At 35.4% G+C, this 24,235-nt stretch carries 22 protein-coding genes; 14 read left to right on the top strand and 8 right to left on the bottom strand.

Features of this window, described 5'->3' with window-relative positions; translation table 11 throughout:
- Positions 1-11 precede the first annotated feature (11 nt).
- Positions 12-1,133 carry a DHHW family protein gene (locus AC6I0I_RS09730; protein WP_161831813.1) on the top strand — a complete coding sequence of 374 codons (1,122 nt, stop codon included), beginning with the start codon at positions 12-14 and terminating at the stop codon, positions 1,131-1,133.
- Positions 1,134-1,285: 152 nt separating this feature from the next.
- Here the strand turns inward: AC6I0I_RS09730 and AC6I0I_RS09725 are convergent, their stop codons facing one another.
- The 3 genes from AC6I0I_RS09725 to AC6I0I_RS09715 all read right to left on the bottom strand — a co-directional run bounded on the left by AC6I0I_RS09725 (position 1,286) and on the right by AC6I0I_RS09715 (position 3,989).
- Positions 1,286-2,107, bottom strand: coding sequence for an ABC transporter permease subunit (locus AC6I0I_RS09725; RefSeq protein WP_202618736.1), 822 nt, complete (start codon positions 2,105-2,107; stop codon positions 1,286-1,288).
- A complete protein-coding gene (locus AC6I0I_RS09720; RefSeq protein WP_161831815.1) occupies positions 2,088-2,846 on the bottom strand; it encodes an ABC transporter ATP-binding protein in 759 nt (252 codons plus the stop codon). Before AC6I0I_RS09720 ends, AC6I0I_RS09725 begins: the two co-directional genes overlap by 20 nt.
- Before the next feature lie 117 nt (positions 2,847-2,963).
- Positions 2,964-3,989, bottom strand: coding sequence for an ABC transporter substrate-binding protein (locus tag AC6I0I_RS09715; RefSeq protein WP_161831816.1), 1,026 nt, complete (start codon positions 3,987-3,989; stop codon positions 2,964-2,966).
- A 322-nt stretch (positions 3,990-4,311) separates the two neighbouring features.
- On the opposite strand from AC6I0I_RS09715, the gene AC6I0I_RS09710 reads away from it, so the two are divergent.
- The 10 genes from AC6I0I_RS09710 to AC6I0I_RS09665 all read left to right on the top strand — a co-directional run bounded on the left by AC6I0I_RS09710 (position 4,312) and on the right by AC6I0I_RS09665 (position 12,941).
- Positions 4,312-5,352 (top strand): ABC transporter ATP-binding protein, encoded by a 1,041-nt coding sequence (locus AC6I0I_RS09710; protein WP_161831817.1) that lies wholly within the window; start codon positions 4,312-4,314, stop codon positions 5,350-5,352.
- Positions 5,353-5,361: 9 nt separating this feature from the next.
- A complete protein-coding gene (locus AC6I0I_RS09705; RefSeq protein WP_161831818.1) occupies positions 5,362-6,279 on the top strand; it encodes a carbohydrate ABC transporter permease in 918 nt (305 codons plus the stop codon).
- A gap of 18 nt (positions 6,280-6,297) precedes the next feature.
- A complete protein-coding gene (locus AC6I0I_RS09700) occupies positions 6,298-7,140 on the top strand; it encodes a carbohydrate ABC transporter permease (RefSeq protein WP_262950718.1) in 843 nt (280 codons plus the stop codon).
- 95 nt (positions 7,141-7,235) lie between these two features.
- Complete coding sequence (locus AC6I0I_RS09695) at positions 7,236-8,552, top strand: ABC transporter substrate-binding protein (RefSeq protein WP_161831820.1); 1,317 nt, start codon at positions 7,236-7,238, stop codon at positions 8,550-8,552.
- Between the two features lie 62 nt (positions 8,553-8,614).
- On the top strand, positions 8,615-9,556 hold the full coding sequence (locus AC6I0I_RS09690; protein WP_262950719.1) for a DHH family phosphoesterase: 942 nt from the start codon (positions 8,615-8,617) through the stop codon (positions 9,554-9,556).
- An 11-nt stretch (positions 9,557-9,567) separates the two neighbouring features.
- Positions 9,568-10,284 (top strand): 5'/3'-nucleotidase SurE, encoded by a 717-nt coding sequence (gene surE, locus AC6I0I_RS09685; protein WP_161831822.1) that lies wholly within the window; start codon positions 9,568-9,570, stop codon positions 10,282-10,284.
- Positions 10,285-10,719: 435 nt separating this feature from the next.
- Positions 10,720-11,238, top strand: a complete 519-nt coding sequence (locus AC6I0I_RS09680; RefSeq protein ID WP_161831823.1) for a helix-turn-helix domain-containing protein — start codon at positions 10,720-10,722, stop codon at positions 11,236-11,238.
- Between the two features lie 383 nt (positions 11,239-11,621).
- The gene (locus tag AC6I0I_RS09675; RefSeq protein ID WP_161831824.1) at positions 11,622-12,017 is read left to right on the top strand and encodes a rhodanese-like domain-containing protein; all 396 of its coding nucleotides are present in this window, start codon (positions 11,622-11,624) and stop codon (positions 12,015-12,017) included.
- Between the two features lie 135 nt (positions 12,018-12,152).
- On the top strand, positions 12,153-12,404 hold the full coding sequence (locus AC6I0I_RS09670; RefSeq protein ID WP_161831825.1) for a hypothetical protein: 252 nt from the start codon (positions 12,153-12,155) through the stop codon (positions 12,402-12,404).
- A 66-nt stretch (positions 12,405-12,470) separates the two neighbouring features.
- Entirely contained in the window at positions 12,471-12,941 is a 471-nt protein-coding gene (locus AC6I0I_RS09665) for a hypothetical protein (protein WP_161831826.1), read from the top strand.
- A gap of 115 nt (positions 12,942-13,056) precedes the next feature.
- Here AC6I0I_RS09665 and trhA read toward each other — a convergent pair whose 3' ends face one another.
- The gene (gene trhA, locus AC6I0I_RS09660; protein ID WP_161831827.1) at positions 13,057-13,704 is read right to left on the bottom strand and encodes a PAQR family membrane homeostasis protein TrhA; all 648 of its coding nucleotides are present in this window, start codon (positions 13,702-13,704) and stop codon (positions 13,057-13,059) included.
- 304 nt (positions 13,705-14,008) lie between these two features.
- Between trhA and AC6I0I_RS09655 the strand changes: the two genes are divergently transcribed.
- Both AC6I0I_RS09655 and AC6I0I_RS09650 read left to right on the top strand, forming a co-directional pair.
- Complete coding sequence (locus AC6I0I_RS09655) at positions 14,009-15,406, top strand: flotillin family protein (RefSeq protein WP_161831828.1); 1,398 nt, start codon at positions 14,009-14,011, stop codon at positions 15,404-15,406.
- Between the two features lie 170 nt (positions 15,407-15,576).
- Positions 15,577-16,386, top strand: a complete 810-nt coding sequence (locus AC6I0I_RS09650; protein ID WP_262950277.1) for a M15 family metallopeptidase — start codon at positions 15,577-15,579, stop codon at positions 16,384-16,386.
- Positions 16,387-16,477: 91 nt separating this feature from the next.
- Here the strand turns inward: AC6I0I_RS09650 and AC6I0I_RS09645 are convergent, their stop codons facing one another.
- The 4 genes from AC6I0I_RS09645 to AC6I0I_RS09630 all read right to left on the bottom strand — a co-directional run bounded on the left by AC6I0I_RS09645 (position 16,478) and on the right by AC6I0I_RS09630 (position 21,664).
- Positions 16,478-17,038 (bottom strand): lipofamily protein, encoded by a 561-nt coding sequence (locus AC6I0I_RS09645; protein ID WP_262950276.1) that lies wholly within the window; start codon positions 17,036-17,038, stop codon positions 16,478-16,480.
- Positions 17,039-17,364: 326 nt separating this feature from the next.
- Positions 17,365-18,228 carry a class II fructose-1,6-bisphosphate aldolase gene (gene fba, locus AC6I0I_RS09640; protein ID WP_262953486.1) on the bottom strand — a complete coding sequence of 288 codons (864 nt, stop codon included), beginning with the start codon at positions 18,226-18,228 and terminating at the stop codon, positions 17,365-17,367.
- Positions 18,229-18,430: 202 nt separating this feature from the next.
- Entirely contained in the window at positions 18,431-19,618 is a 1,188-nt protein-coding gene (locus tag AC6I0I_RS09635) for an AI-2E family transporter (RefSeq protein ID WP_161831831.1), read from the bottom strand.
- Between the two features lie 717 nt (positions 19,619-20,335).
- Entirely contained in the window at positions 20,336-21,664 is a 1,329-nt protein-coding gene (locus AC6I0I_RS09630) for an MATE family efflux transporter (RefSeq protein ID WP_161831832.1), read from the bottom strand.
- A gap of 213 nt (positions 21,665-21,877) precedes the next feature.
- On the opposite strand from AC6I0I_RS09630, the gene AC6I0I_RS09625 reads away from it, so the two are divergent.
- Entirely contained in the window at positions 21,878-24,025 is a 2,148-nt protein-coding gene (locus AC6I0I_RS09625; RefSeq protein WP_161831833.1) for a heavy metal translocating P-type ATPase, read from the top strand.
- Positions 24,026-24,235 lie beyond the last annotated feature (210 nt).

Below are 24,235 nucleotides of genomic sequence, written 5' to 3'. Positions count from 1 at the left end.
AGGATAGCTATATGAACAAATTAACGAACCGATTAATCAGTTTTACTTTTTTAATCTTTATTTTTGGATTTTCCCTCCTTAATTTATTGACGCCAGATCGCGAAAAGTCAGAATCAGAGAATCGATTGCTTCAGCAATTTCCGCACTTTTCTTTAGATCGTCTATTGTCAGGGGATTATACAAGGGATTTTGATAAATACATGACGGATCAATTTGTTTTAAAAGACCACTGGGTTGGTTTAAAATCGGATTTTGAACAATTCGTCCACAAAAGTGAGAATAATGGTGTGTACTTTGGAAAGGATGGTTATTTATTAGAAAAGTTTTCTGATAAAGGAGAGTATTTTGATATTAATTTACAGGCCATTAATTCTTTTCACAACAAAATGGAGCAACTAAATACAACGGTGATGCTTGTTCCAACAGCAGTTAAGATTTATGAGGATAAACTCCCTCTTTTTGCCCCAACATATGATCAGGAAAAAATGTTGTCCCAGGCGCAGGATGAATTGAAGGTTCACCTGGTCGATGTCATGCCTATTTTAATGGAGCATAAAGAAGAAGCTATTTATTATAGGACGGATCATCATTGGACCACGCTAGGTGCCTTTTATGCGTATCAACAATTGTTGAAAGAATGGGGAATTAATCCTTATTTGGATTATCATGTAGAGACTGTTACGCACAATTTTTATGGGACGCACTATTTTAAAGCAAATGATCATCGCTTAAAACCGGATGAGATTCATGTGTACTATCCGAATCACCCCGTTGACTTTTCACTAACTTTTCCGGGAACAGGGGAGTCATTAGATGGATTATATAATTATGATTATTTAGATCAGCGAGACAAATATTCTCTGTTTATCAACGGGAATCAAGCTTTGACGGTGATTAAGAGTAATGTTGAAAATGGTCAAAAATTAGTGATGTTTAAGGACTCTTATGCCCATAATTTTGTCCCATTTCTCGCCATGCATTTTGAGGAAATACATTTAATCGATTTACGCTATTTTAATTTAAATCCGTATGATTATATAAGAGAACATGAATTTACTCAGGCATTATTTTTATATAATTTATCGAGCTTTGGAACAGATTCTACGATTAAAAAGTTAAAGGCCTATCATTAAAAAAGGAAGAAGGAACAATTTGTGTTCCTCCTTCCTTTTATCAAATAAATTCGGATATAGAAAAATCTATTGAGTAAGATTAAGACTCGTTTTCTTTCCTTCATGACTATAAACGAGGAGAGGTTCATGAGAGGGTAGTCGTCAACGGGCACTTATTTTTTTGTACTTTGTTTTTTTCTTAAATAGGTTTCAAGAAGGTTGACCCCTTGATACATAATAAGGGTAAGGATGGATAGAACGAAGACGCCCATCATGACAACATTTAATTTGAAAACTTGTCCCCCGTAAACGATAAGATATCCAATTCCCGCTTTAGAGGCGATGAATTCTCCGACGATGACACCGACCCAGGTCATACCGATATTAATTTTTAAAAGATTAATCATATTAATTCCGTTAGCGGGTAAAATGAGTTTGGTGAGAATTTGCCATTTATTTGCCCCGAAACTTTGCATGAGCTTGATTTTATCGGGATCCACCGTTACGAAATAATTATAAGCAGACATAATCGTGACGGTAATTGAGGTAATCACAGCAATGACAATAATTCCTTTCATGCTAGCGCCGACCCAAACAATTAAAATAGGGGCAAGTGCTGTTTTAGGAAGCGCATTTAGGACAACGAGGAAAGGGTCAAAGATTTTAGCGAGTTTATCTGACCACCATAAACAAATCGCAATAAATAACCCCCCAATTGTTCCGATGACTAAACCAATTAAGGTTTCAAAGAGGGAAATTCCAATATGTCTAAATATTTCTCCCGTTTCAATATATTTAATTAATAAGAACCAAATGGCAGAAGGTTTACTCACAAAGAAGTCATCAATCCATCCAATCGTGGCTGCAACTTCCCAAAGAATTAAGAAAATGAGACACGATAAAAGTTGAATCCATAAAATATGCCGGGCCTCTTTTTTGATATTTTTTAAATAGCTAAGGTAACCAGCTGAGCCTTTACTGTCTTTTTTCATCATTTTGCAACTCCTTCCAGAATAAATCGAAGTAATGTTGGAATTCGGGAGCCGTTCGTGCATTGAATGGCGTTTTTTCACCATCTAATGTTAAGTGAATTTGGTGAACACTCTGAATAGTTGTTGGACGGTGACTCAAAACAGCAACAGTATCAGCGAGTGAAATAGCTTCTGAAATGTCGTGGGTAACAAGAATAGCAGTTTTATTTTCTTTCTTAATGATTTTATAGATATCGTCTGTAACGGTTAGTCTCGTTTGAAAATCAAGCCCTGAGAAAGATTCATCTAACAATAGGATATCAGGATTGAGGGCAAGCGTTCGAATTAGAGCGGCACGTTGTTTCATTCCCCCTGAAAGTTCCCGTGGAAAATTATTTCTGAATTCCCATAAATCATAAATTTGTAATAGCCTTTGTATTTCTACTTTCGTTTTATCATCTAGCTTATGTTGAATTTCCAGACCAAGTGTAATATTTTTCATAATGGTTCGCCACTCAAAAAGTTGATCTTTTTGAAACATATAGCCAATTTTTTTTCCGTGGGTATCGATAGATCCTGCAGTAGGTTCTAAAAGTCCGGCAATTATATTTAAGATAGTTGATTTTCCGCATCCTGAAGGCCCGAGTAACACTAAAATTTCGCCTTCCTTTACAGAAAAGTTGATATCTTTGAGAATTTGACGTTCTTCATCTAAGGAGTAGAAATCTTTGTAGATATGATTCACATCGAGTATGTTTGACATATAATGACACCTCCATTTTGCGCATATGTCATACTATATCATATTAAAAATAAAGCGGTTTGTACCTAAAAAAGGATTTAACTCCGAATCATCGAGGTTAAATCCTTTTTTATGACGTTATTTTATAGATTCAACTGCATGTTCAGCATAACTTGTATCCACGATAACATCGTAAGGTGCACGTTGATCAAGTTGTCCAGCTTCCTCCATGACTGTCATGAGGTTATTTAGACTTTCCTCTTTTAAAATAGGGGTTTCTGCCCATGCATCAATTGATTTATATCGATTAACAACAGTGACTAAATCGTCATACTCCATTTCGCTAAAGAATCCATGGATTGAGGTTGCGATTTCTTCACTACTGTGTGAAGCGACCCATTGTTGCGCTTTGTAGATGGCATTTGTAAAGGCCTGGATTTGATCACCATTTTCGTTCATATAAGAAGCTGTCGTACTGTAGCAAGTGTAAGGGATGTTATCCACTTGTTCCCCAATAGAAGCTACAATATAACCTTTCCCTTCATTTTCCATAGAAGTTGCTAAAGGTTCAAATAAGGTTACATAATCCGCATCTAGTCCAGTAAATGCGCCTGCCATTGCATCAAAGGCAATATCTGTTCGGACATTGACTTCTGCATTTTTATCATCAGGGCGTGCATCTAAACCTTTTGATTTAAGGACATATTCAAGCGTCATTTCAGGAACGCCACCTTTACGTCCACCAATGATTTCAGATCCTTTTAGACTATCGAATGTAAAATTAGGATTAGGATTTTTAGATACTAAGAAACTTCCATCGCGTTGTGTTAATTGAGCAAAGTTGATTGGAATATCCTTTCCACCTTCGTTATAAACATAGATGGTTGCTTCAGGTCCCATAAACCCAACCTGAACTTCACCAGAAATGAGGGCTGCCATTGCTTTGTCAGCTCCACCAGCATTTGTTAATTCTACCTCTAAGCCTTCTTCCTCGAAAAATCCTTCGCTCATGGCTACATAACTAGGGGCATAAAAGACAGAGTGAGTTACTTCTGCTACCTTAATTTTTGTTAATGAACTTGTATCCTTTTGACAACCGGCTAAGAGACCTGTAAATACAAATAATAATATAAAGAACGATAGAAAACATTTGAAATTTTTCATAATATCCTCCTTATTACCGACACATTATTTCTCGGTCTAAGATAGTTTATTAAGGAGTGGGCGAAAGTGTGATTAATCGTAAAGAATTAATAAAAAAATATTTGTTTATTATAATAATTTTATTATTGGGCATAATTGTAAGAGAGTGAAAAAACAATCTGCATAGTTCGACAGTTATTGAAGGATATCTCTATTTTTTTAGGGAATTTTGTTGACTTAAACTACCATTATTCTTTAGAATACTAAATGAATGCAAAAAAATTATAAAAGTATCCCTATAAGTTGAGTCGTAAACGGATGCATATTTTTGGAGGTTAGTTCAATGGAAGTAAGATTAGAGGGCATTACAAAGAGCTTTGGCGATTTTACCGCAGTTAACAACTTGAATGTCACAATTGACGATGGAACATTAGCAGGACTTTTAGGCCCATCGGGTTGTGGGAAATCGACAACACTGTACATGATTGCAGGATTAGAAAAACCAACAAGTGGACGTATTTATTTTGGTGATGAAGATGTAACGGATTTACCACCAGAAAAACGTGGAATTGGACTGGTATTCCAAAACTACGCATTATATCCACATATGACAGTCCGTCAAAACATTATGTTTCCTTTAGAAAATGCTAAAGTTCCTAAAGCGGAAGCATTAAAGACTGCCCAAGAAATGGCTGATTTAGTTCAAATTGGTCACCTTATGGATAGAAAGCCGGGAGAATTATCAGGAGGACAGCAACAACGTGTGGCAATTGCTCGTGCTATTGCTAAAAAACCACGCGTATTGTTATTAGACGAACCATTATCAAATCTTGATGCTCGCTTACGTTTAGAGACGCGAGAAGAAATTCGCCGTATCCAACAAGAAACGGGTATTACTACTATTTTCGTAACTCATGATCAAGAAGAAGCTATGAGTATTACGGATACAATCGTTTTAATGAAGGACGGGGTATTACAACAAAAAGAGGCGCCTCAAGAGATGTACCGTAAACCAGCTAATCAGTTCGTCGCTTCATTTATGGGAACGCCACCGATGGGATTTTTAACAGGTAAAGTTGAAAATCATAAAATTATGATTGGTTCATCTGTTTTAAGTGAAATGGAGGCTGCAGATGGTGAAGTAATCATTGGGGTGCGCCCAGAATCATGGCGTTTATCAGAGCATGAAGGAATGGATGCGACGGTAACGATGGTAGAGGTTATTGGACGTGATACTTTAATGACAGTTGAAGTTGAAGGACAAAAAATTCGTTGCTTAATTGATTCAGATTATGAAGTGAAAGTTTCAGATAAAGTTAAACTGGCTGTAAAACCACAAGCCATTCATTTATTTGATAAAACTTCAGGTCATCGTTTAGGGTAGGTGTATAAAATGAAAAATAAAACCAATCTCTCAAATGCGACTAAAACTACGATTAAACAAAACTTTTTAGGTTATTTATATTTATTACCAACCCTCATCATCACACTGATCTTTGTTGTGTATCCATTAGTAATGTCATTTCGTATGGGATTTTACGAAAGATATAATTACTATACTGACGAAGGAAGTGGATTTGGATTATCAACATTTCAGTTTGTTTTAACAGACGCTAATTTTCAAAAAGCGTTAATGAATACTTTTTTAATTGTTGTTATCGCAGTACCTGTTTCGATGATTATTGCGTTGGCCATTGCTTTACTTTTAAATTCAGGAATTAAGGCGAGTAAGTTTTTTCAAGCAATTTATTTCTTACCTTATGTAACGTCTGTTATTGCAATCGGAATCGTTTGGAGTTGGTTATTCCATAGTGATTTTGGATACATTAATCAATTTTTAGGGTTATTCGGAGTACAGCCGATTCAATGGTTAAACGATCCGAAGATGGCCATTTGGGCCCTTATTATCTTTAATATTTGGAGTGGATTAGCATTTAAAATTGTTATCTTCTTATCAGGATTGCAAAATATCGATCCCCAATATTATAAAGCGGCGCAGATAGATGGAACACCTAAATGGAAGGTTTTCACACGTATTACGTTGCCACTTTTATCACCGACTGTGTTTTTCTTAACAATTACGTCTGTTATCGGAAGTTTTAAAGTCTATAATGAGGTATTCGCCTTATTTGGTGGTAAACCTGGCCCAGCTAATAGCTGTATGACTGTCGTATATTACATTTATGATATGTTTTATGGATCTTCTCAAGTACATAAAGCAGCAGCGGCATCAATTATCTTATTTGTAATTATCTTGATTATTACAGGTATTCAAATGTTGTTAAGTAAAAAATTAGTTCACTATAAATAAAAATAGGGAGTGTACAGAGTGGAAAGTAATACAAAAAAAATTACGTCAGTTTGGGCCAAAGTACTCATTTATGCAGCGCTCATTTTAGGGGCATTGGTGATGCTTTTCCCATTTATTTTCATGCTTTTAACATCATTAAAAACATATGGTGAGTCAATCTCTGTGCCACCTAAAATTTTTCCAGCGGTGGCACAATTCGAAAATTATAAAACGGCAATGGAAATGGCTCCTTTCGATATTTATTTTAAAAATACGTTAATTTCTTCAGTTGGAAATACTATTTTAACGTTATTTGTAACGATTTTCGCGGCTTTTTCATTTACACGCTATAAATTTTTCGGAAGTAATACTATTTTTACGCTTTTATTAGCGACGATGATGGTTCCAGGTGAAATGTTAATTATTCAAAATTATCAAACGGTTTCAACGTTGGGTTGGATTGATACATTTCAAGGGTTAATTATTCCTTATATTGCAAATGTTTTTTATATTTTCTTATTAAGACAATATTTCATGCAAATACCGGAACAATTATATAAGGCAGCAAAAATTGATGGATGTAGTGATTGGAAATACTTATGGAAAATCATGATTCCTAATACGATTAGTGCGATCGTAACGATTGCTATCTTAAATTTCATTGCAAGTTGGAATGCCTTCTTATGGCCATTATTAATTACAAATAATGATAAAATGCGTGTTTTAACGATTGGGTTAACACATTTTACAAATGAATCGGGTTCACAAGTTCATTTGCAAATGGCAGCAGCAACAATTATTATTATTCCAGTTGCAATCATTTACTTATTCTTACAAAAATATATTATTAGCGGAGTGACTCGTGGAGGATTAAAAGGGTAGTCTCCCCTAATAACATCAATGGTGAGTATAAAAGGAAGATTCCTTTATACATATAAATATATCATTCAATGTAAATTGAATAGGAGGTCTAAACCGTGAAGAAATTAATGTTATCATTATCTCTTGTTGCTGGTTTAACATCCCTTGTCGCATGTTCCTCAAAGGATAACAAACAACCAGAAAAAGAACAATCAGAAATTGTTACAACTATTGAAAATCCTGTAACCATTGAATTTTGGCATGCTATGGCAGGAACAAATCAGGAAGCTGTAGAAAAATTAGTTGCAGATTTTAATGCTACCGTTGGAGCAGAAAAGAAAATTACAGTTAAACCTGTTTACCAAGGTCAATATACCGATTTAAAAACAAAAACAACAGCTGCTTTAAAATCTGGATCGGTTCCAGCTATCGCGCAAGCTTATCCAGACTGGGTAGCTGAATATTTACAATCAGGTTCTGTTGTGGATTTAGATCCGTATATTAATGATGGAAAAGTGGGAATCAAAGATTTCGATGACATTATTAAATCTTACCGTGAAGAAAATAGCCAATATGAAGGTGGAAAATTCTATTCACTTCCATTTAATAAATCAACAGAAGTTTTATATTACAATAAAAAATTCTTTGATGAAAATGGTTTAAAAGTTCCTACAACTTGGGATGAAGTAGAAGAAGTTTCTGCTAAAATTCATGAGTTAACGGGAAAAACAGCATTTGGTATTGACGCACCTGCAAACTATTTCATCACGATGGTTCAACAATACGGTGGTAAATATACAAATTCTAAAGGAGATATTTTATTCGCCGAAGATGGAGCAAAAGCAGCTAAAGAAGCATTAGAGTTATTAAAACGTAATGCAGACGCTGGATATTGGCGCTTACCAGGGGAAGATAAATATTTATCAGGACCTTTTATGAGTGAATTACTTTATATGTATACGGGTTCAACAGCTGGATACTCTCACATTGCAACAGCTGACTTTGAAGTAGGAATTGCTCCAATGCCTCAAGTTTCTGATGAAACAGGAGCGGTTATTCAACAAGGAACAAACGTTGTTGTATTTGATCAAAACAAATCAAAAGAAGAAGTTTATGCTGCTTATGAGTTTGCTAAATATTTATCATCATATGAAGGAAACTTATTATTTGCAACTGAAACATCATATCTTCCAATCCGTGAGTCAGTTGTTGCATCTGATGCTTACCAAAATTATGTTGTAGAATCAAATGATCAAACAAAAATTGTAGGGCCTGAACAAGCAAAATATTTCTTCTATGACCCATCATTCTATAAAGATGCATACTCTTCATACAACGTACGTATGGCAGTTGAAAAAGCAGTAGAATCAGTTGTGTTAAATGGAGTTTCTCCAGAACAGGCAATTGAAGAAGCGGTTAATTCTTTAAAATAATAGTAGTTTAGAATAGGGGTAGGCAACTATCCCTATTTTTTATATCGTAGGAGATGATTATTATGGATATTACCCAGCAAATTGTTAATAAGATAGAAGAGTTTGAAACCATTATTATTCACCGACATGTGATTCCGGATGGAGATGCATATGGTTCATCGTTTGGACTATACGAAATTATTAAAACAACTTTTCCAAATAAAAAAGTATACATTGTAGGGGAAGAACTTGACTACTTACGCTACATTGGGGTTACTGATAAGATTGAGGATGAAACTTATCAGGGGGCTCTAGTTATTGTTACAGATACACCGAATGCGGCACGAATCTCTGATGAACGTTGGAAATTAGGGGCTTATAAAATAAAAATTGATCATCATCCATTTACAGATGAATTTGCGGATATTGAATGGATTGATACTTCTTATACTTCAACATGTGAAATGATTACACATTTATTAATAAAATGTCATTTGAAAATTAATGCGAATGGGGCCCGCTGTTTATACAATGGAATCGTATCGGATAGTGGACGATTTTTATTCAGGGGGGTTTCACCTCAGACATTAAAATATGCATCAGAGCTATTGAAGTATAATTTTGATATGGTAGAGCTGTATGCCCAAATGTATACGCAGTCTAAAGAAATGGTACGATTTAAAGGGTATACTCTTTTAAATTTTGAGGAGACTGAACACGGAGTTGCTTATGTTAAGTTAACTGATCAATTATTAAAACAGTTAAAGGTTTCAGAGAATTCGGCTTCATCTCAAGTTAACACATTAGCGAACATTGAAGGAATAAAAATATGGGCCTTTTTTGTTGAGGATAAAGACTCAGGAGTTATTAGAGTTAACCTTCGATCAAGCGGTGCTGCTGTTAATGAGGTTGCTAAAAAATATGGCGGTGGTGGCCATATTCAAGCGGCAGGTGCTCGGGTAGAAGCATGGGCGACTGTTAATGAAATTATTGAAGATTTAAATGCCCTGGCGGCGCAAAATTAGGAGAGGATAAGATGAAGATTTTAATTACAAATGATGACGGAATTTCTGCCCCTGGGATTGGCAAACTTGCTAAGTTAGCTTCCCATTATGGTGAGGTGTATGTTGTTGCTCCCCATCATAACAACAGTGCTGTCGGTCATGGAATTACGATGAGGCGTTCCTTAAAATCTTATTCAACCTTGATGGAGGGCACTCAGTTAGCGGTAAGTATCGATGGGACTCCAGCTGATTGTGTAAAATATGCAACGGCACATTTAAAAATAATTCCTGATTTAGTCCTATCAGGGATAAATGATGAAAGGAACGTTGGGACAGATGTATTGTACTCGGGTACAGTATCTGGTGCAATTGAGGCCAATCTCTGTGGGTATCCAGCTATGGCTATTTCGACAACAGATTCTAACTTTGACGTTGTAGTTACCTATTTGCCTGAAATTTTAAATAAATTACTGGAGCGTCCGTTACGATCAGATACTACAATAAATATTAATTTTCCTTCGTTGGCCCATCCTAAAGGAGTTAAAATTACAACCGTTGGGATAAGTCGTTATGAGGAGGTTTATGTCGAGGATTCGGAGGGACATCGTTTGTCTGGTCCTTTGTTAGATATTGATCAGTCAGAAGAGACTGATGTGAAGTCTATTATGAAGGGATACATAACGATTTCTCCACTTAAATTTAAACTAGACGATGATGAACAAATCAATGAGTTAAAAAATATTTTTTAATACGCATAATATCCAATTCCTGAGAAATTATTTCCCAGGAATTTTTTTATAGGCATGGGTTTAACTCTTTTTTATCTAATAAAAATTAGTATGATGTATACCAGTTGCCTTGTTTTCTCATTAATAACTCCTCTAAAAACGGAAATTAATGAGGTTTTATTGAAGAATGATGTCTTTTATTGCATCTTTCCATAGGATGAGAAAAAAATTTAGTTGAAAATATGAGATTTTAGAAGAAAAAAGGGATTAACGTCAAGGAATAATAACGATTATTTTCTCGTAAATTGGAAATAATGAGGGTCATGTGAGAAAAATAATAGGGTGTCAGATGTTTAGAGACGGGGGGATTTATCATGTTAATTTAGGTTGCTTGTGGCAACGACTATCTCCTTATACAATGGGTTTAGTGATGGAGTAAAAAGGAGGTTAACAAATATGTTAAATGAAAATATTAAGTTAATGAGACAGTCAAGGGGATTATCTCAAGAGAAACTAGCTCGTGAGTTAAAAGTAGTACGTCAAACAGTTTCAAAATGGGAACGGGGATTATCAGTTCCTGATTCCGAAATGTTGATTTCTATATCAGCAATTTTAGAAACAAACGTAAGTGTTTTATTAGGTGAAACGGTTAGGGTATCCAAGATTGAAATGAATGAAGACCTACTAGCTATTTCAAAAAAACTAGAGGATATAAATTTGCAACTCGTGCAAATTAAAGTCTCAAGAAGAAAAAAAATTCGATGGTTATTGATCTCCCTCGTTATTATTATTTTGATTATTTTTATTGTGCTATTCTTATTAAAGAGTCCTTACCTTGGTTGGGACTATAGTCATCCAGAAACGGTCGTGGTCGGTGTCCTCTTCCATATCTTCGAATGGTTATTTATTAGATTATCGCCACTTATTTTCATTGGAGCAATTATGGGGATTTTCCTTAAAAAGAAAAACGCATAAGATTATGATGTCATTTGAAAAAGGATGATAAAGCAGAAAAAGTGGAATAGTGGCAATTTGTTTAAGAAAAGGCATTCATTTATTAATGAAATTCTCGCCTTTTTCTTTTTTAGGTGAATTTAAAAAGTTCAATTTAAATTAAGTTTAAATATGTTTTTAATAACTACTCTTTTCAAGTCAATCGTAGGGAGCAATAAAGGGGAATATTTCATTTTAAAATAATAGATTCCCTTTTTATTTGTATTAGATAGTCTCTTGCCTCATAAGAGAGATGGAGTATCATATTAAAGGCAATAAATATATGAAATTTCATAGTCACAAGAGAATATTTTTATCTTCCCTTTTCATACTAATAGTAATGATTAGAAATGGGTGTGACATTAATGACATTTTCCAAAATTAATAGACTAACTCTTTTACTTTTTTTCTTTTTATTTTCTTTTACGCCAGTAGAATACAGGGATATATCTGCAAATGCCCATCAGAATCAAGGCATTCTCTATTTATCTAAGGCGGAAGCTGAAAAAATGGCAAATGATACACGAAACAATCTATTAGTAGATGTTCGAAATCACGCGGAATATCTTCAGTTCCATTTGGATCATGCAATTAATATTCCGATGTCTGAATTAAATGAACATTTGAATGAGTTAGAGCCGTATAAGGAGAAAAACATTATTATTTATTGCCAAAAGGGAACACGTAGCAAATATGTAGCTCAACAATTAAATTCTTTAGGCTATAAGCATTTATATGTGATTATGAATGGCGTTAATTGATCAAATAGAATCATCCAAATTTTTGGATGATTTTTTTATTTTATACGCTAATTTTAGGATAAAATACTAACAAAAATTCGACTTTTTAATATAGTATATTGTAAAGCTCAAGGGAAACCGAAAGGAGGAGATAACATGGAAGGATGGCAGTCCTATGCTATAACCAATGAAATAAAAGGAGCCAATACCTTTAAATCTTCTCATCAATTTGAGCCAAACCCCAATTCTACTCATTCAATGGATAGTTTTGGGTACTTAAGAGGTGACACCCCAGTCATTGTAACAAGAATCGGAAATCATTATTATCATCATCACTATGTGTATGTTCCCATTATGCAGAATAATATCGAGTATTATTCAAATGAGATAAATACTCCAATGCGGTAACTAAACAGATGTGGGAGGTAGTAATGAACGACAAAATACAGTTAACATTAAAGGAGATAAGAAACTATGAAAAGAAACGATTATACACGTATGCAAGAAGGAACAGAATGGTATACTGAAGGTATGGAAGAAAATTACTTCGACTTTAATCAAGAATATGAAGCAGAGGAATATGAAGCCGAAGAATGTGAATTTGAAGAGTTCAAAGGATGCGGTTGTCAACAACGTAAACCAGAAAAACCTATGAGAGGATGCGGATGCCAACAACGTAAACCTCAAATGGGATGCGGATGCGGACGTGAACGTCGTTGTAAAGTGATCGTTGAACCAACCGTATATTGTAGAACAGATAAAGAAGTTCATCATTGTGTAAAACATATTATTCCAGTTGTATGCAAAGAAGTAGAACATCATCATTATCATCATAACTATATTACTAAAACAGAAGTTGTGAAAGAATATGATCGTCGTGACCATGGACGTCGCCCTCAAGACGTGTGTAAAAAAGCAGGATGCAACGATAAATTCGACTGCTAATTATATAAAAGAACCTCTTAGCAAAAAAAGACTGAGTCAATTACTCAGTCTTTTTTGTTATATCTAAAAAGGCGTGTGGGAAGTAAACGTTGTTTAAGCGTCTTTTAGATACTGGTTATAGAACGTATAAGTAAATACAAAGGAAGTGATAAAGGCTTCCCATCATGATAAAGAGGTGAAATATTTCATGAAATCCCCAGTGTTTAAAGGATAAAGATTTTGGTTTTAGGGCGTAAATCACACCCCCAACAGTATAAAGCAACCCACCAAAGATTAAAAGAAATAATCCATTTGTACCTAAAGATAATAATAAAGGTTTAAAAACAAAAATAGCTAACCATCCCATCACAATATAGATTGTTGTAGAGATAACTCGAGGGCATTTAAACCAGGCTAATTTAAAGACGACGCCGAGTACGGCGAAGAGGCCAACGATACTAAATAAGATCCACCCTAATTTGTTATCTAGTGCAATTAGGCAAAAGGGAGTATAGGAACCTGCAATTAATATAAAGATCATACTGTGGTCGAGTCGTTGTAAAAAGTTAAGAACGTGATCAGATGAAATTACCATATGGTAAGTTGCAGAGGTAGCATACAGTAAAATCATACTTATTCCAAATATAATAACTGCTGTTAATTCAATCGAGGTCTTACCAGAAACGCATACCTTTGTAATCATAGCGATTAGTGCTAGTAAAGATAGGATAGCTCCTATAAGGTGAGTTAAACTATTAATGGGTTCGCGTATATAATTTCTCATTCTTGTTCCTCCTAACTATATAATCTAGTTTTTAATACTAGATAACGTGATAATAAAATTATATGTCTAATAGGTATCATTGTCAACTAACAATGTTGAAAGATGTTAAATCGTCCTAAAGGGACAGAATAAATATTATTTTGTTATAAAACCGATATTTTCATACTCTTTAATTTTTAAAATAGGTGATGCCTTCAACTATTTTATCTTATAAGTGAGGGGGTTAATAAGTAAACCTTAGTGTTCTATCTGGGGGAATATTGTCATATATTTATGATAAGGTTGGAATTGAGGAGGAGTGAAGATGATACCTATCATTATTTTTGTTGGGGTGTGTATTCTGTTGTTAATTGTATGGAAAAAGGCACCGCAGGATAAGGCGATTGTGGTGACGGGGTTAAAGCGTCGTGTTATTAGCGGAAGCGGGGGAATCGTGATTCCTTTTTTAGAACAAACGTCGCGAATTTCTTTAGAAAATATTAAGGTTGAAGTAAAGACACATGAATCACTTGATAGTAACGGTGTACCACTTGATACGGATGGGGTAGCTATTATTAAGGTTAATTCGGATCCCCGAAGTGTTTTGTTAGCAGTTGAACAGTTTAATACAGGACGTGAGAAGGAAACGATTAATGTTATTAAAGAAACGGTTCAAGATGTACTAGAAGGAAAGCTTCGGGAAATTGTCTCTAAAATGACAATTGAGGAAATTTATAAGGACCGCGAGATGTTCGCCAATGAGGTGGAAAATGTTGCAAAGGCGGATCTAGATAAGATGGGGCTTGAGATTAAAACATTTACGATTCGTGATATTGATGATACAAAGGGGTATTTAACAGCACTAGGAGCTAAACAAATTGCAGAAGTTAAGAAGAATGCTGCAATTGCGGAGGCTGAGGCTGAACGGGATAAAATGCAGAAAACTTCAGAGGCAAAGCGCCTTGGAACCGAAGCGCAGTTAAAAGCAGAAACGGAAATAGCTTTAGCTAAGAAAGAAAAAGAATTACGTATACAGGCTTATAAGGAAGAGGAGCAGAAGGCGCAGGCAAAAGCGGATTACGCGTACGAGGTTGAGCAGAATGTGGTGAAAAAGAGCGTGATTGAAGCTTTGAAAAATACTCAATTATTTGAGGAGCAACGCCAAACAGAGATTGCTGTTCAGCAGGCGATTAAACAGGAGAAAGAACTAGAGGCAACAGTTAGAAAGGTTGCAGAAGCCCAAAAGTATAAAGAAGAACAGGAAGCCGATGCAAAACGATATTCTATTATTAAAAGTGCGGAAGCTGAGGCAGAATCAATTCGCATTAAAGGTCAGGCGGAAGCGGAAGCAACGAAATTGAAGGGAGAAGCAACTGCACTAGCTATGAAGGCAGAGGCAGAAGCACTTCGTGAGAAAGCGGAGGCCTATAAACAATATAAAGAGGCGGCTATGGTCCAAATGATTGTCGATAAGTTGCCGGAAATTGCAAAAAATATAGCTGAACCTTTATCAAAAACAGAAAAAATGGTTATTATCGATAATGGTGATGGACGTGGTGCAGCAAAGGTTACCCAAAATATTACGAAAATGATGACAGAGGTTCCTGAAGTGGTCGAGGCATTAACTGGGGTTAACTTAGTGCAATTGATTTCTAATTTTCATCCAGTAAATAGCGATGATGATCATCAAGTGAATAATGAAGAGGTTTCTAACGGAGGATAATAATAATCTTGAAAATAGAATAGAAAATTCGTCTTTTTTATGAGTTTAATGACGAAAAAAAATACAATAATTGTCTAATTCTTTCGATAATTTAAACTAATTAGATTAATTTGTGATATACTAAAAGAAGATAAACAAATAGATGGGATAGGTAAGAAACGATGAAATGGATGGAGCTAGTACGTAAAAGAATTGAATTAAAATTTATTTTAGGATTAGTATTGATGGTCAGCGTTTTGAGTGTAAGTAATTATTTAACCATTTCTGGTGAAAGTGATGCGAAGTTATTAGAAGACTCTTCAAAGGTATCGCAGGTACGGGAAGATCAGGCAAAGGATGGAGAAAATCAATCTCTTGAAGAAGAAACGCAAGATAAACCTGGATTTTATGAAAACATTGTTACGGTTGCTGAAGGGGATGCAACACTTGTTTTAGTGAATAAAAATTATGCGTTGGATTCTAATTATGAGCCATATGACCTCGTATTACCTAATGTATTAACGGTTGGGGGAAACCGTAATCAATCAATCTATTTGCGTGAAGAGGCAGCTTTTTACCTTGAGCAATTATTTACGACTGCTCGTGAAGAGGCTGGTTTAATTCTCTTAGCACGTAGCGGTTATCGATCATATGATACTCAGGTTGCACTTTATCAACGTTATGTTTCAGAGAGTGGCCAAGAGGCAGCTGATAAATTTAGCGCAAGGGCTGGACATAGTGAACATCAGACGGGGTTAGCTATTGATGTGACGTCTGATAGTGTGGATGGTGACTTATCAATCTTATTTGGTGAAACGAACGAAGGAATATGGTTGAAAGAGAATGCCCATCGCTTTGGATTCATTATCCGTTATTTAGAAGGGCGCGAATCTGAAACAGGATATCAGTATGAACCCTGGCATTTACGTTATGTAGGAACTGAAGCAGCAACGGAAATTTATGAAAATAATTGGATATTAGAGCAATATTTAAACCAATAAAAAAACTACCCAATAATGGGTAGTTTTTTTGATTTAAAACAATATAGGAGTAGAAAAAACTACTGTTTTGACTTCATTTCTTAAAGAACGGTTATTGAATTTCCATTTTACCTGTTACTTTTGACGAGTCATCTAATTGGAAACTATCTTGTGCCGCTTTATCTTTAAAGTATACATTTCCATCGATAGTTGCATCAATTAGTTTAAAGTTATTACATTCAACATAGACGTCACCTTTAAATGTTCCACCTTTAATTGCTGATCCATCTTCTTTAAAGGTAGCACGGGGAGCTGTTAATGTATAAGAAGCGGTTTTAACCTTGTTTTCATCTTGATTATATAATGTGATTAAGCGAGGAGTAACAACGTCACCTTTTTTAAGACCACCTTGGAAAACTAAATCGTGATCAGCTGTTACATCATTTTGAAGGATTACAATCCAACTTGTTTCGCGTGCAACCTCTAATGATTTATCATCTGTTACGAGCGAAGGATTGGTAATTGTATCAACAGTATTATTTTTAGAATCGTCATTCTTTTTGTCTTCTACCGTTGAAGTTTGATATGGTGTTTCGCCTTGTTTAGTGTGGCTACATGCACTTATAAGAGTAATTACTGTGATGATGGCAAGAGCCGTTAAACTTTTTTTCATAGATATGACCTTCCTATCCTAATTAAAATTATTTTTATTAACTTAATCGCTTTTGATTGGATAAGTTAACACATCTATTTTCTTTATCACATGAACGGATAAAAAAAATGAATGGAATATCACCCATTAATTGGATGAAGCGAATAAACACAAAGATATTTTATCCTTTTTTTATCTAAATATACAAAAGTTAAAAAAATATTGGTATTTTAGGAAGTCATTCTATTAAATTTTAATAAGATGCAGTTTAGAGGGGGGGAGAGTAAAAAGAATTAATAAAAAAAACCGCCTACAAAAGGTAGACGGTTTTGATGGAAGAAGGAAAATTAAGCTTTGTTAATTGATCCGAATAATTCCATTTTTTCTTTAACAGTTGCTTTGATAGCTTCGAATCCTGGGTTTAATAATTTACGAGGGTCGAATCCTTTACCTTCTAAATCTTTTCTAGCTTCGATGTATTTACGAGTAGCTTCTTGGAATGCTAATTGGCATTCAGTGTTAACGTTGATTTTAGCAACACCTAAAGAGATTGCTTTTTTGATCATTTCTTCAGGGATTCCTGTTCCACCGTGTAATACTAATGGAGTGTTTCCAGTTGAAGCGTTGATTGCTTCTAAAGCATCGAATGCTAATCCAGCCCAGTTTTCAGGGTATTTACCATGGATATTTCCGATACCAGCAGCTAACATAGTAACTCCTAAGTCAGCGATTTGTTTACATTCAGCTGGGTCAGCAACTTCACCTTTACCAACTACACCGTCTTCTTCTCCACCGATTGATCCAACTTCAGCTTCTAAAGATAATCCTTTTTCAGAAGTTAATTTAACCATTTCAGTTGTTTTAGCGATGTTTTCTTCGATTGCATAGTGAGAACCATCGAACATGATTGAAGAGAATCCAGCTGCCATAGCATCTAATGCACCTTGGTAGCTTCCGTGGTCTAAGTGTAAAGCTACAGGAACAGTGATGTTTAATTCTTTCATCATTCCATTTACCATACCCACGATTGTTTCATAACCGCACATATATTTTGCAGCACCTTCAGAAACACCTAAGATAACTGGTGAGTTATTTTCTTGAGCAGTTAATAAAATGGCTTTTGTCCACTCTAAGTTGTTGATGTTGAATTGCCCAACAGCGTATTTACCTTCATAGGCTTTTTGTAACATATCTTTAGCAGAAACTAGCATGTTGTTACCTCCATTGTATTATTAAAATTATTGGACTTAGAATTTCACAAATCTTGCTTATTCTTATCTTCCTCATCCATAATTATAACGGAATCTATAAGAAAAATAAATAAAAATGTTAATATTCCCATCTGTTAAACTGAATAAAACTAAAGACATTAGGCCTGTTTCATAACAATCTCAAAAAAGAAAGGGCTATCATTTAGAGGTGAAGATTTGTTGAAGAAGCGGGTGTTTCTTTTTTTATTTTGTGAAGTCGTCGTGAGAGATAGACTTTGATAAGTGCAAGAACAGGAACCGATAAAATCATACCGATTGTTCCAAAATAATTACCACCAATTAAAATAGCCATAAAAATCCAAACAGGTGCTAATCCTGTACTATCTCCTAAGATTTTAGGTTGAATAAAATTTCCGTCAATTTGTTGGTAAATAATTAAAAGTGCAGCGCCTAATAGACCTAATTTTATATCAGTAAAAAGTCCTAAAATAATGGCTAAGGTGGCACCAATCATTGGTCCAATATAAGGAATCACGTTCATGACTCCTGCGATAAAACCGATGAGTAGGGCAAAGGGATGACCGATAATGAAAAGGAGGATGGTTGATGCAATTCCAACAAGTAAGGCATCAAGCAGTTGACCTAAAACAAATCCCCCAAAAATTTGATGAACATCATGAATAAAATGTTTCAGCTTTAATTTAAAAGTTGGTTTTAAAGTGATGGTTGACACTTTATCGAGGACATCAAAAATGATTTCTTTATCTTTTAAAAAATAAAAAGTTAGAATTAACGTTGCGAATAAGTTGAGGCAAAAGGTAGCAACATTAGTGACCATCCCTGTTCCCGAAGCAAACATTTTTTTAAGAAATCCACTTAACATTCCTGTGATATACAACGTCACCTGATGAATCTGATCATCCGTAATATGTAGGGATTTAAAATATGCTGCTAGTTTAGAAAGACTTTCCGTTAAAATCATTTGCACATGCGGAATATCGGCCCCAATGGTTAATAGATTTTGAACAAGTGGTGGAACAACAGCCTGAATTAATAGGAAGAGGCTTCCCAGTAAGGAGAGAATCAAAAGAAGGAGACAGATGAGACGCACCTTTTTAGCATCAGGCTCTTTTTTAAAGACGGCTTTCCAACCTTTGATCCACCATTTTTCTAAAAACAGCAACGGTCGATAGAGAATATAAGAGATTATAAAGGCGTAGATAATAGGTGAAAGGGCATTAAATAGGTGGGCCAACATGATTCTTAACGTAAGAAAAATGTCCCCTGCATGGCGAGATATTTGATAAACACAGACTAAGATGACGCCAATAATTAAGGTAATCAGACCGATACTGAGATATTTTTTATTTATTTTTAATTTCTCAAACATATCCTCACGTGACTGCTACTTCAAACATAGCTAAAAAGTGATTGTTATTAACTTTGGGACTGGTTAAATTGAAATGAAAGTTTATAATCTTTGTTGAATTTGAATTTTTTTATGTCATTCATATAGACAAGTTAGCTTTATTTATGTTGTTTCACACTTTTTAGTTTTTAGGCTGTCTAGTAGCAGTTCCTCCTCTCTTTTTTTAAAGTGTATCTTTCTTAATTATTTTCTTTGTTCCCATTTCTGGTTCGTTTCCAATTTTCTGATGGTGCTTCTCTGAAGTTATGATTAGGACGCGTAAAGGTTTTAAGGAGTTTCTGTTAAGTTGGTAAGGGATGTTGTGTGTGTGCGCTTGAAATATTTTCGCTTCTGCTTCCCTTATTCGTGTCACAGGTAGTTCTTGTTTAATTAACGATTTACTCCTGTCCAATCGTTCGTAGGATGAGGGGTAGAAAAAAAGGGACCAGTAAAGAAAAGGCATCTTAATATCAAAGTGGATGCCGCTTCAATCAAATTGAAATCAGGTAAAAAATTGAATTTTTATTCCATGATGATTTTTCCCTTTAATGTTAGAATGCACGAATTCAATGATTTTAATCTTAAAAATTTGGCTAAAAATTAAGGAAATGGAAAATATCTTGAGCTCTTTTTATGCTAGTTATTTTAGGAGGTAGTGGATAAAAAAACCGCTAGTTTTATAACTAGCGGCCATATGTTTTAGTAATGTTTAAATTCTCGTTTTACTAAATAAAAAGCGAGGAGAGAAATGATTAAATCAGTGATGGGTTGCGCAATCCACACCCCAGTTAAACCAAAGAAAGTTGGTAGGAAAATGATGAGGGGGACGAGTAAAATAAGTTGGCGTAAAACGACTAACCCAATAGAAATTCTTGATTGTCCAATGGCTTGAAATAGGTTAGGCGCAGTTGTTGCAAGAGCACATAGTGGAAGCGTAAATAAATAATATTTGAGTCCACTTACTGTTTGTGTGAGTAGCATCTCGTCAGAATTAAAGAATCGAACAAGGTGCTCAGGAATCAGTTGGATGAGAATATACCCAACCATAAAAATCACTGTTGAAGCAAGTGTTCCTAAGATGAAGGTTGACTTAACTCGATCAAATCGTCGTTGTCCATAGTTATACCCAATAATAGGCACGCATCCTTGATTAATTCCGATGGCGGGCATTAACGCTAAATTGGTAATTGTTGTAATGGTTGTGAAGGCCCCAATAGATAGGGGAGTTCCGTAGTGTGCTAAAGAGCGGTTAAATAATATTTGCACGAGGGCGGTCATAATTTGAACAAGGGATGTTGAAAGACCAAAAATTAAAATAGGGATGATATAGGTACGACGAGGTTTGAATAAAGAAGGTTTTAATTTTAGGTTAGATGCCCCACGTGTATAGTAATAAAAGACGTAGGCAAATACAAAAAGATAAGAAATGACCGTTGCAATTGCAGCACCTGCAATTCCTAAATCAAAGGTGAAAATGAAAATAGGATCCAAAATCACGTTAATTAAACAACTGGCAATCAAAATAAGGGCGGCTCGTTTAGGATTTCCTTCTGAACGAATGCTTGCCATGAGAGAAAATCCGATAATATAAAAAGGAATCCCAAGAATCATAATATCTAAATATTGAGTGGCCAGTGGAAGTGTCGTTTTGGTAGCCCCGAATAAGGTGAGAAGCGGGGCTTTAAAGGTTGTGAAGATAAAAATGAGAAGAAGACTGATGAGAAGGCCAAGAACCGGAACTTGATTTAGAAAATTTTGCGCTTCAGCTTCCTTTTTTTCCCCAAGTTTTAAGGAAAGATTAGCGATGACCCCGTATGTAATCAAGAGCTCACTTGCTAAAATGAGCGTTATAAAGGGTAGTACTGTTCCTAAGCTAGTTAAGGCGATATTCCCAATTTCAGGGATGTGGCCGATGAAAATTCTATCAACGGTATTATATAAGGAAACGGTCATCATACTAATAATAGCTGGAATACAATATTTAAGTAGTAAGCGATGAATAGGTTCAGATTTAAGTGGTGAACTCATGTATAAAATCCCCCTTGCTTTAAAATAATATATTTTCTTATCTTATCAAAAAATGTCAGATGATGCGACTGTTTTTTTAAAAAAACAATTTTTATAACAATAAAAATTAACTTTTATTGGAAAGGTAAGTTGACAAAGTGGGGTCGAGGGCATATATTAGGAGTATGAACATATGAATAATTATTCATATGAGTGGATAGGAGGAGGATGGTTATGGAGACTAATCGAGTGTTTAAGCTAGTATTAATGGGATTAAATTGTGCGAACTGTGCGAATAAAATTGAAACTCGTATTAATCATTTAGAAGGTGTAGAAGAGGCAACACTTAATTTTTCTACCAACCAATTAACGGTTTTAATAAAAGATACAGTAAATAAGGATGAGATCGTTGGTGGTATTAAACAAATTGTTAAACAATTAGAACCAGATGTTGTCGTTAAAGAAAGCGAAACCGCTATTGGTCCTCATAATATGTGTCATCATGGAGAATGTGGGGGAGATCATGATGAAAAAGTCAAAACGAGAAGTTTCTTTGTAGAGAATATAGCTTTATTACTTGGGGTATTTATCTTTATTATTGCGAGTTTGTTTGCTATTGAGGAACCAGTAAAGATTGCCCTTTATGTTGTCAGTTATTTATTAATTGGAGGGGAAGTTTTACAAACTGCGCTCCGAAATATTTTTCGGGGTGAAATCTTTGATGAGAATTTTTTAATGATGGTTGCGACAGTGGGAGCGTTTGCCATTGGAGAATACCCAGAAGCGATTGCAGTGATGCTATTTTATGAAATCGGTGAATTATTTCAAGGATATGCTGTCAATCGTTCGCGTAAATCAATTAGTAGCTTATTAGATATTCGTGCCGATCATGCTAATTTAGTGACCAAATCAGGAGTTAAAGAGGTTGTACCGGAGGCCGTTTTAATTGGTGAATGGATTGTGGTGAAACCAGGGGAACGAATTCCGCTTGATGGAGAAGTGATTGAAGGTGAGTGTTACTTAGACACGTCTGCCTTAACAGGGGAATCCGTTCCGAGGTTAGTGCGCGTAGGAGACGAAGTTTTAGCAGGTTGCATTAATACGAATGCTTTGATTACGGTTCGTGTGACAAAAGTAGCCGGGGAATCAACCGTAGCCCGTATTCTTGAATTGGTGGAAAATGCTTCATCTAAAAAGGCGGAGACTGAAAAATTTATTACTAAATTTGCCCGTATTTATACACCGGTTGTTGTCGGATTAGCTGTTTTACTTGCGGTTGTTCCAACGATGATGGGGGCCGACCTCTCAACGTGGCTTTATCGTGCGCTAAGCTTTTTAGTTGTTTCATGTCCTTGTGCGTTAGTTGTTTCGATTCCACTCGGTTTCTTCGCTGGACTCGGCGGGGCATCGAAACAAGGGGTTCTAATTAAAGGCGGAAATTATCTAGAGGCATTAAATCATGTCGAAACGGTTGTTTTTGATAAAACGGGAACATTAACAGCAGGGGTGTTTAAGGTCACTCAAATGAATCCTATGGGCATGGATGAAACACAATTTTTAGAGTTCGCCGCTTACGCGGAGAGTCAGTCAACACATCCAATCGCAACGTCTATTGTTGAAGCTTATCGTCAGGTGATTGATTCAACACGAATAACAGCGTATGAAGAGATAGCGGGGCATGGAATTAAGGCAACAGTAGATGGAAAACAAGTTCTCATTGGAAATAAAAAACTCATGACTCAAGCACATCTTGAAAGTGAAGAGGTTGAAACAATAGGTACCGTTATTCACTTGGCAGTGAATGGAGTTTACGCTGGATATATGGTGATTTCTGATGAAATTAAGGAAAATGCGAAAATGGCGGTGACTAAATTAAAACAACAAGGGATAAAACGTATCGTGATGTTAACAGGAGATCATGTAGGTGTTGCAAATAAAGTCGCGGAAGAACTTTTAGTGGACGAGGTTTATGCCGAGTTATTGCCTGATCAAAAGGTGGAACACGTGGAGGCCATTTTAGGGCATAAATCAAAAGATAAACACGTTGTCTTTGTTGGCGATGGAATGAATGATGCACCGGTTCTTGCGCGTGCTGATATCGGGGTAGCGATGGGAGGTATTGGTTCGGATGCCGCGATTGAAGCCGCAGATGTCGTGTTAATGGAAGATGATCCGTTGGCGCTTTGCAAAGCGATTGAACAGGCAAAACAAACACGCGCGATTTTATATCAAAATATTATTTTTGCTTTAGGGATTAAAGTGCTCGTCATGATACTTGTGGCTTGTGGCTTAGCAACGATGTGGGCCGCGGTGTTTGCAGATGTAGGTGTGACTTTATTAGCAGTCATTAATAGTACACGGGCGTTAAAATTACGCAAATAAGTGGATGACCTTATGGTCATCCTTTTTTATGTTTGTGGGTGAGGGCAGAAGTCTAGTAACAGAAAAGTTTTTATTTTCTTTAGAATTTCTTTAGTTTTATCCCTACTTTTTCTTAAAAATTACTTGTTATACTAGGGTTAACAGTTGGAGAGACAGAAAGGGGATGGTTTCTTGAAGTGGTGGGGAGATCAATCTTTTAAAATGGTATAA

Source organism: Turicibacter sp. St.80E1, from assembly GCF_059728495.1.
This window is presented reverse-complemented; position numbering and strand designations above follow the sequence as displayed.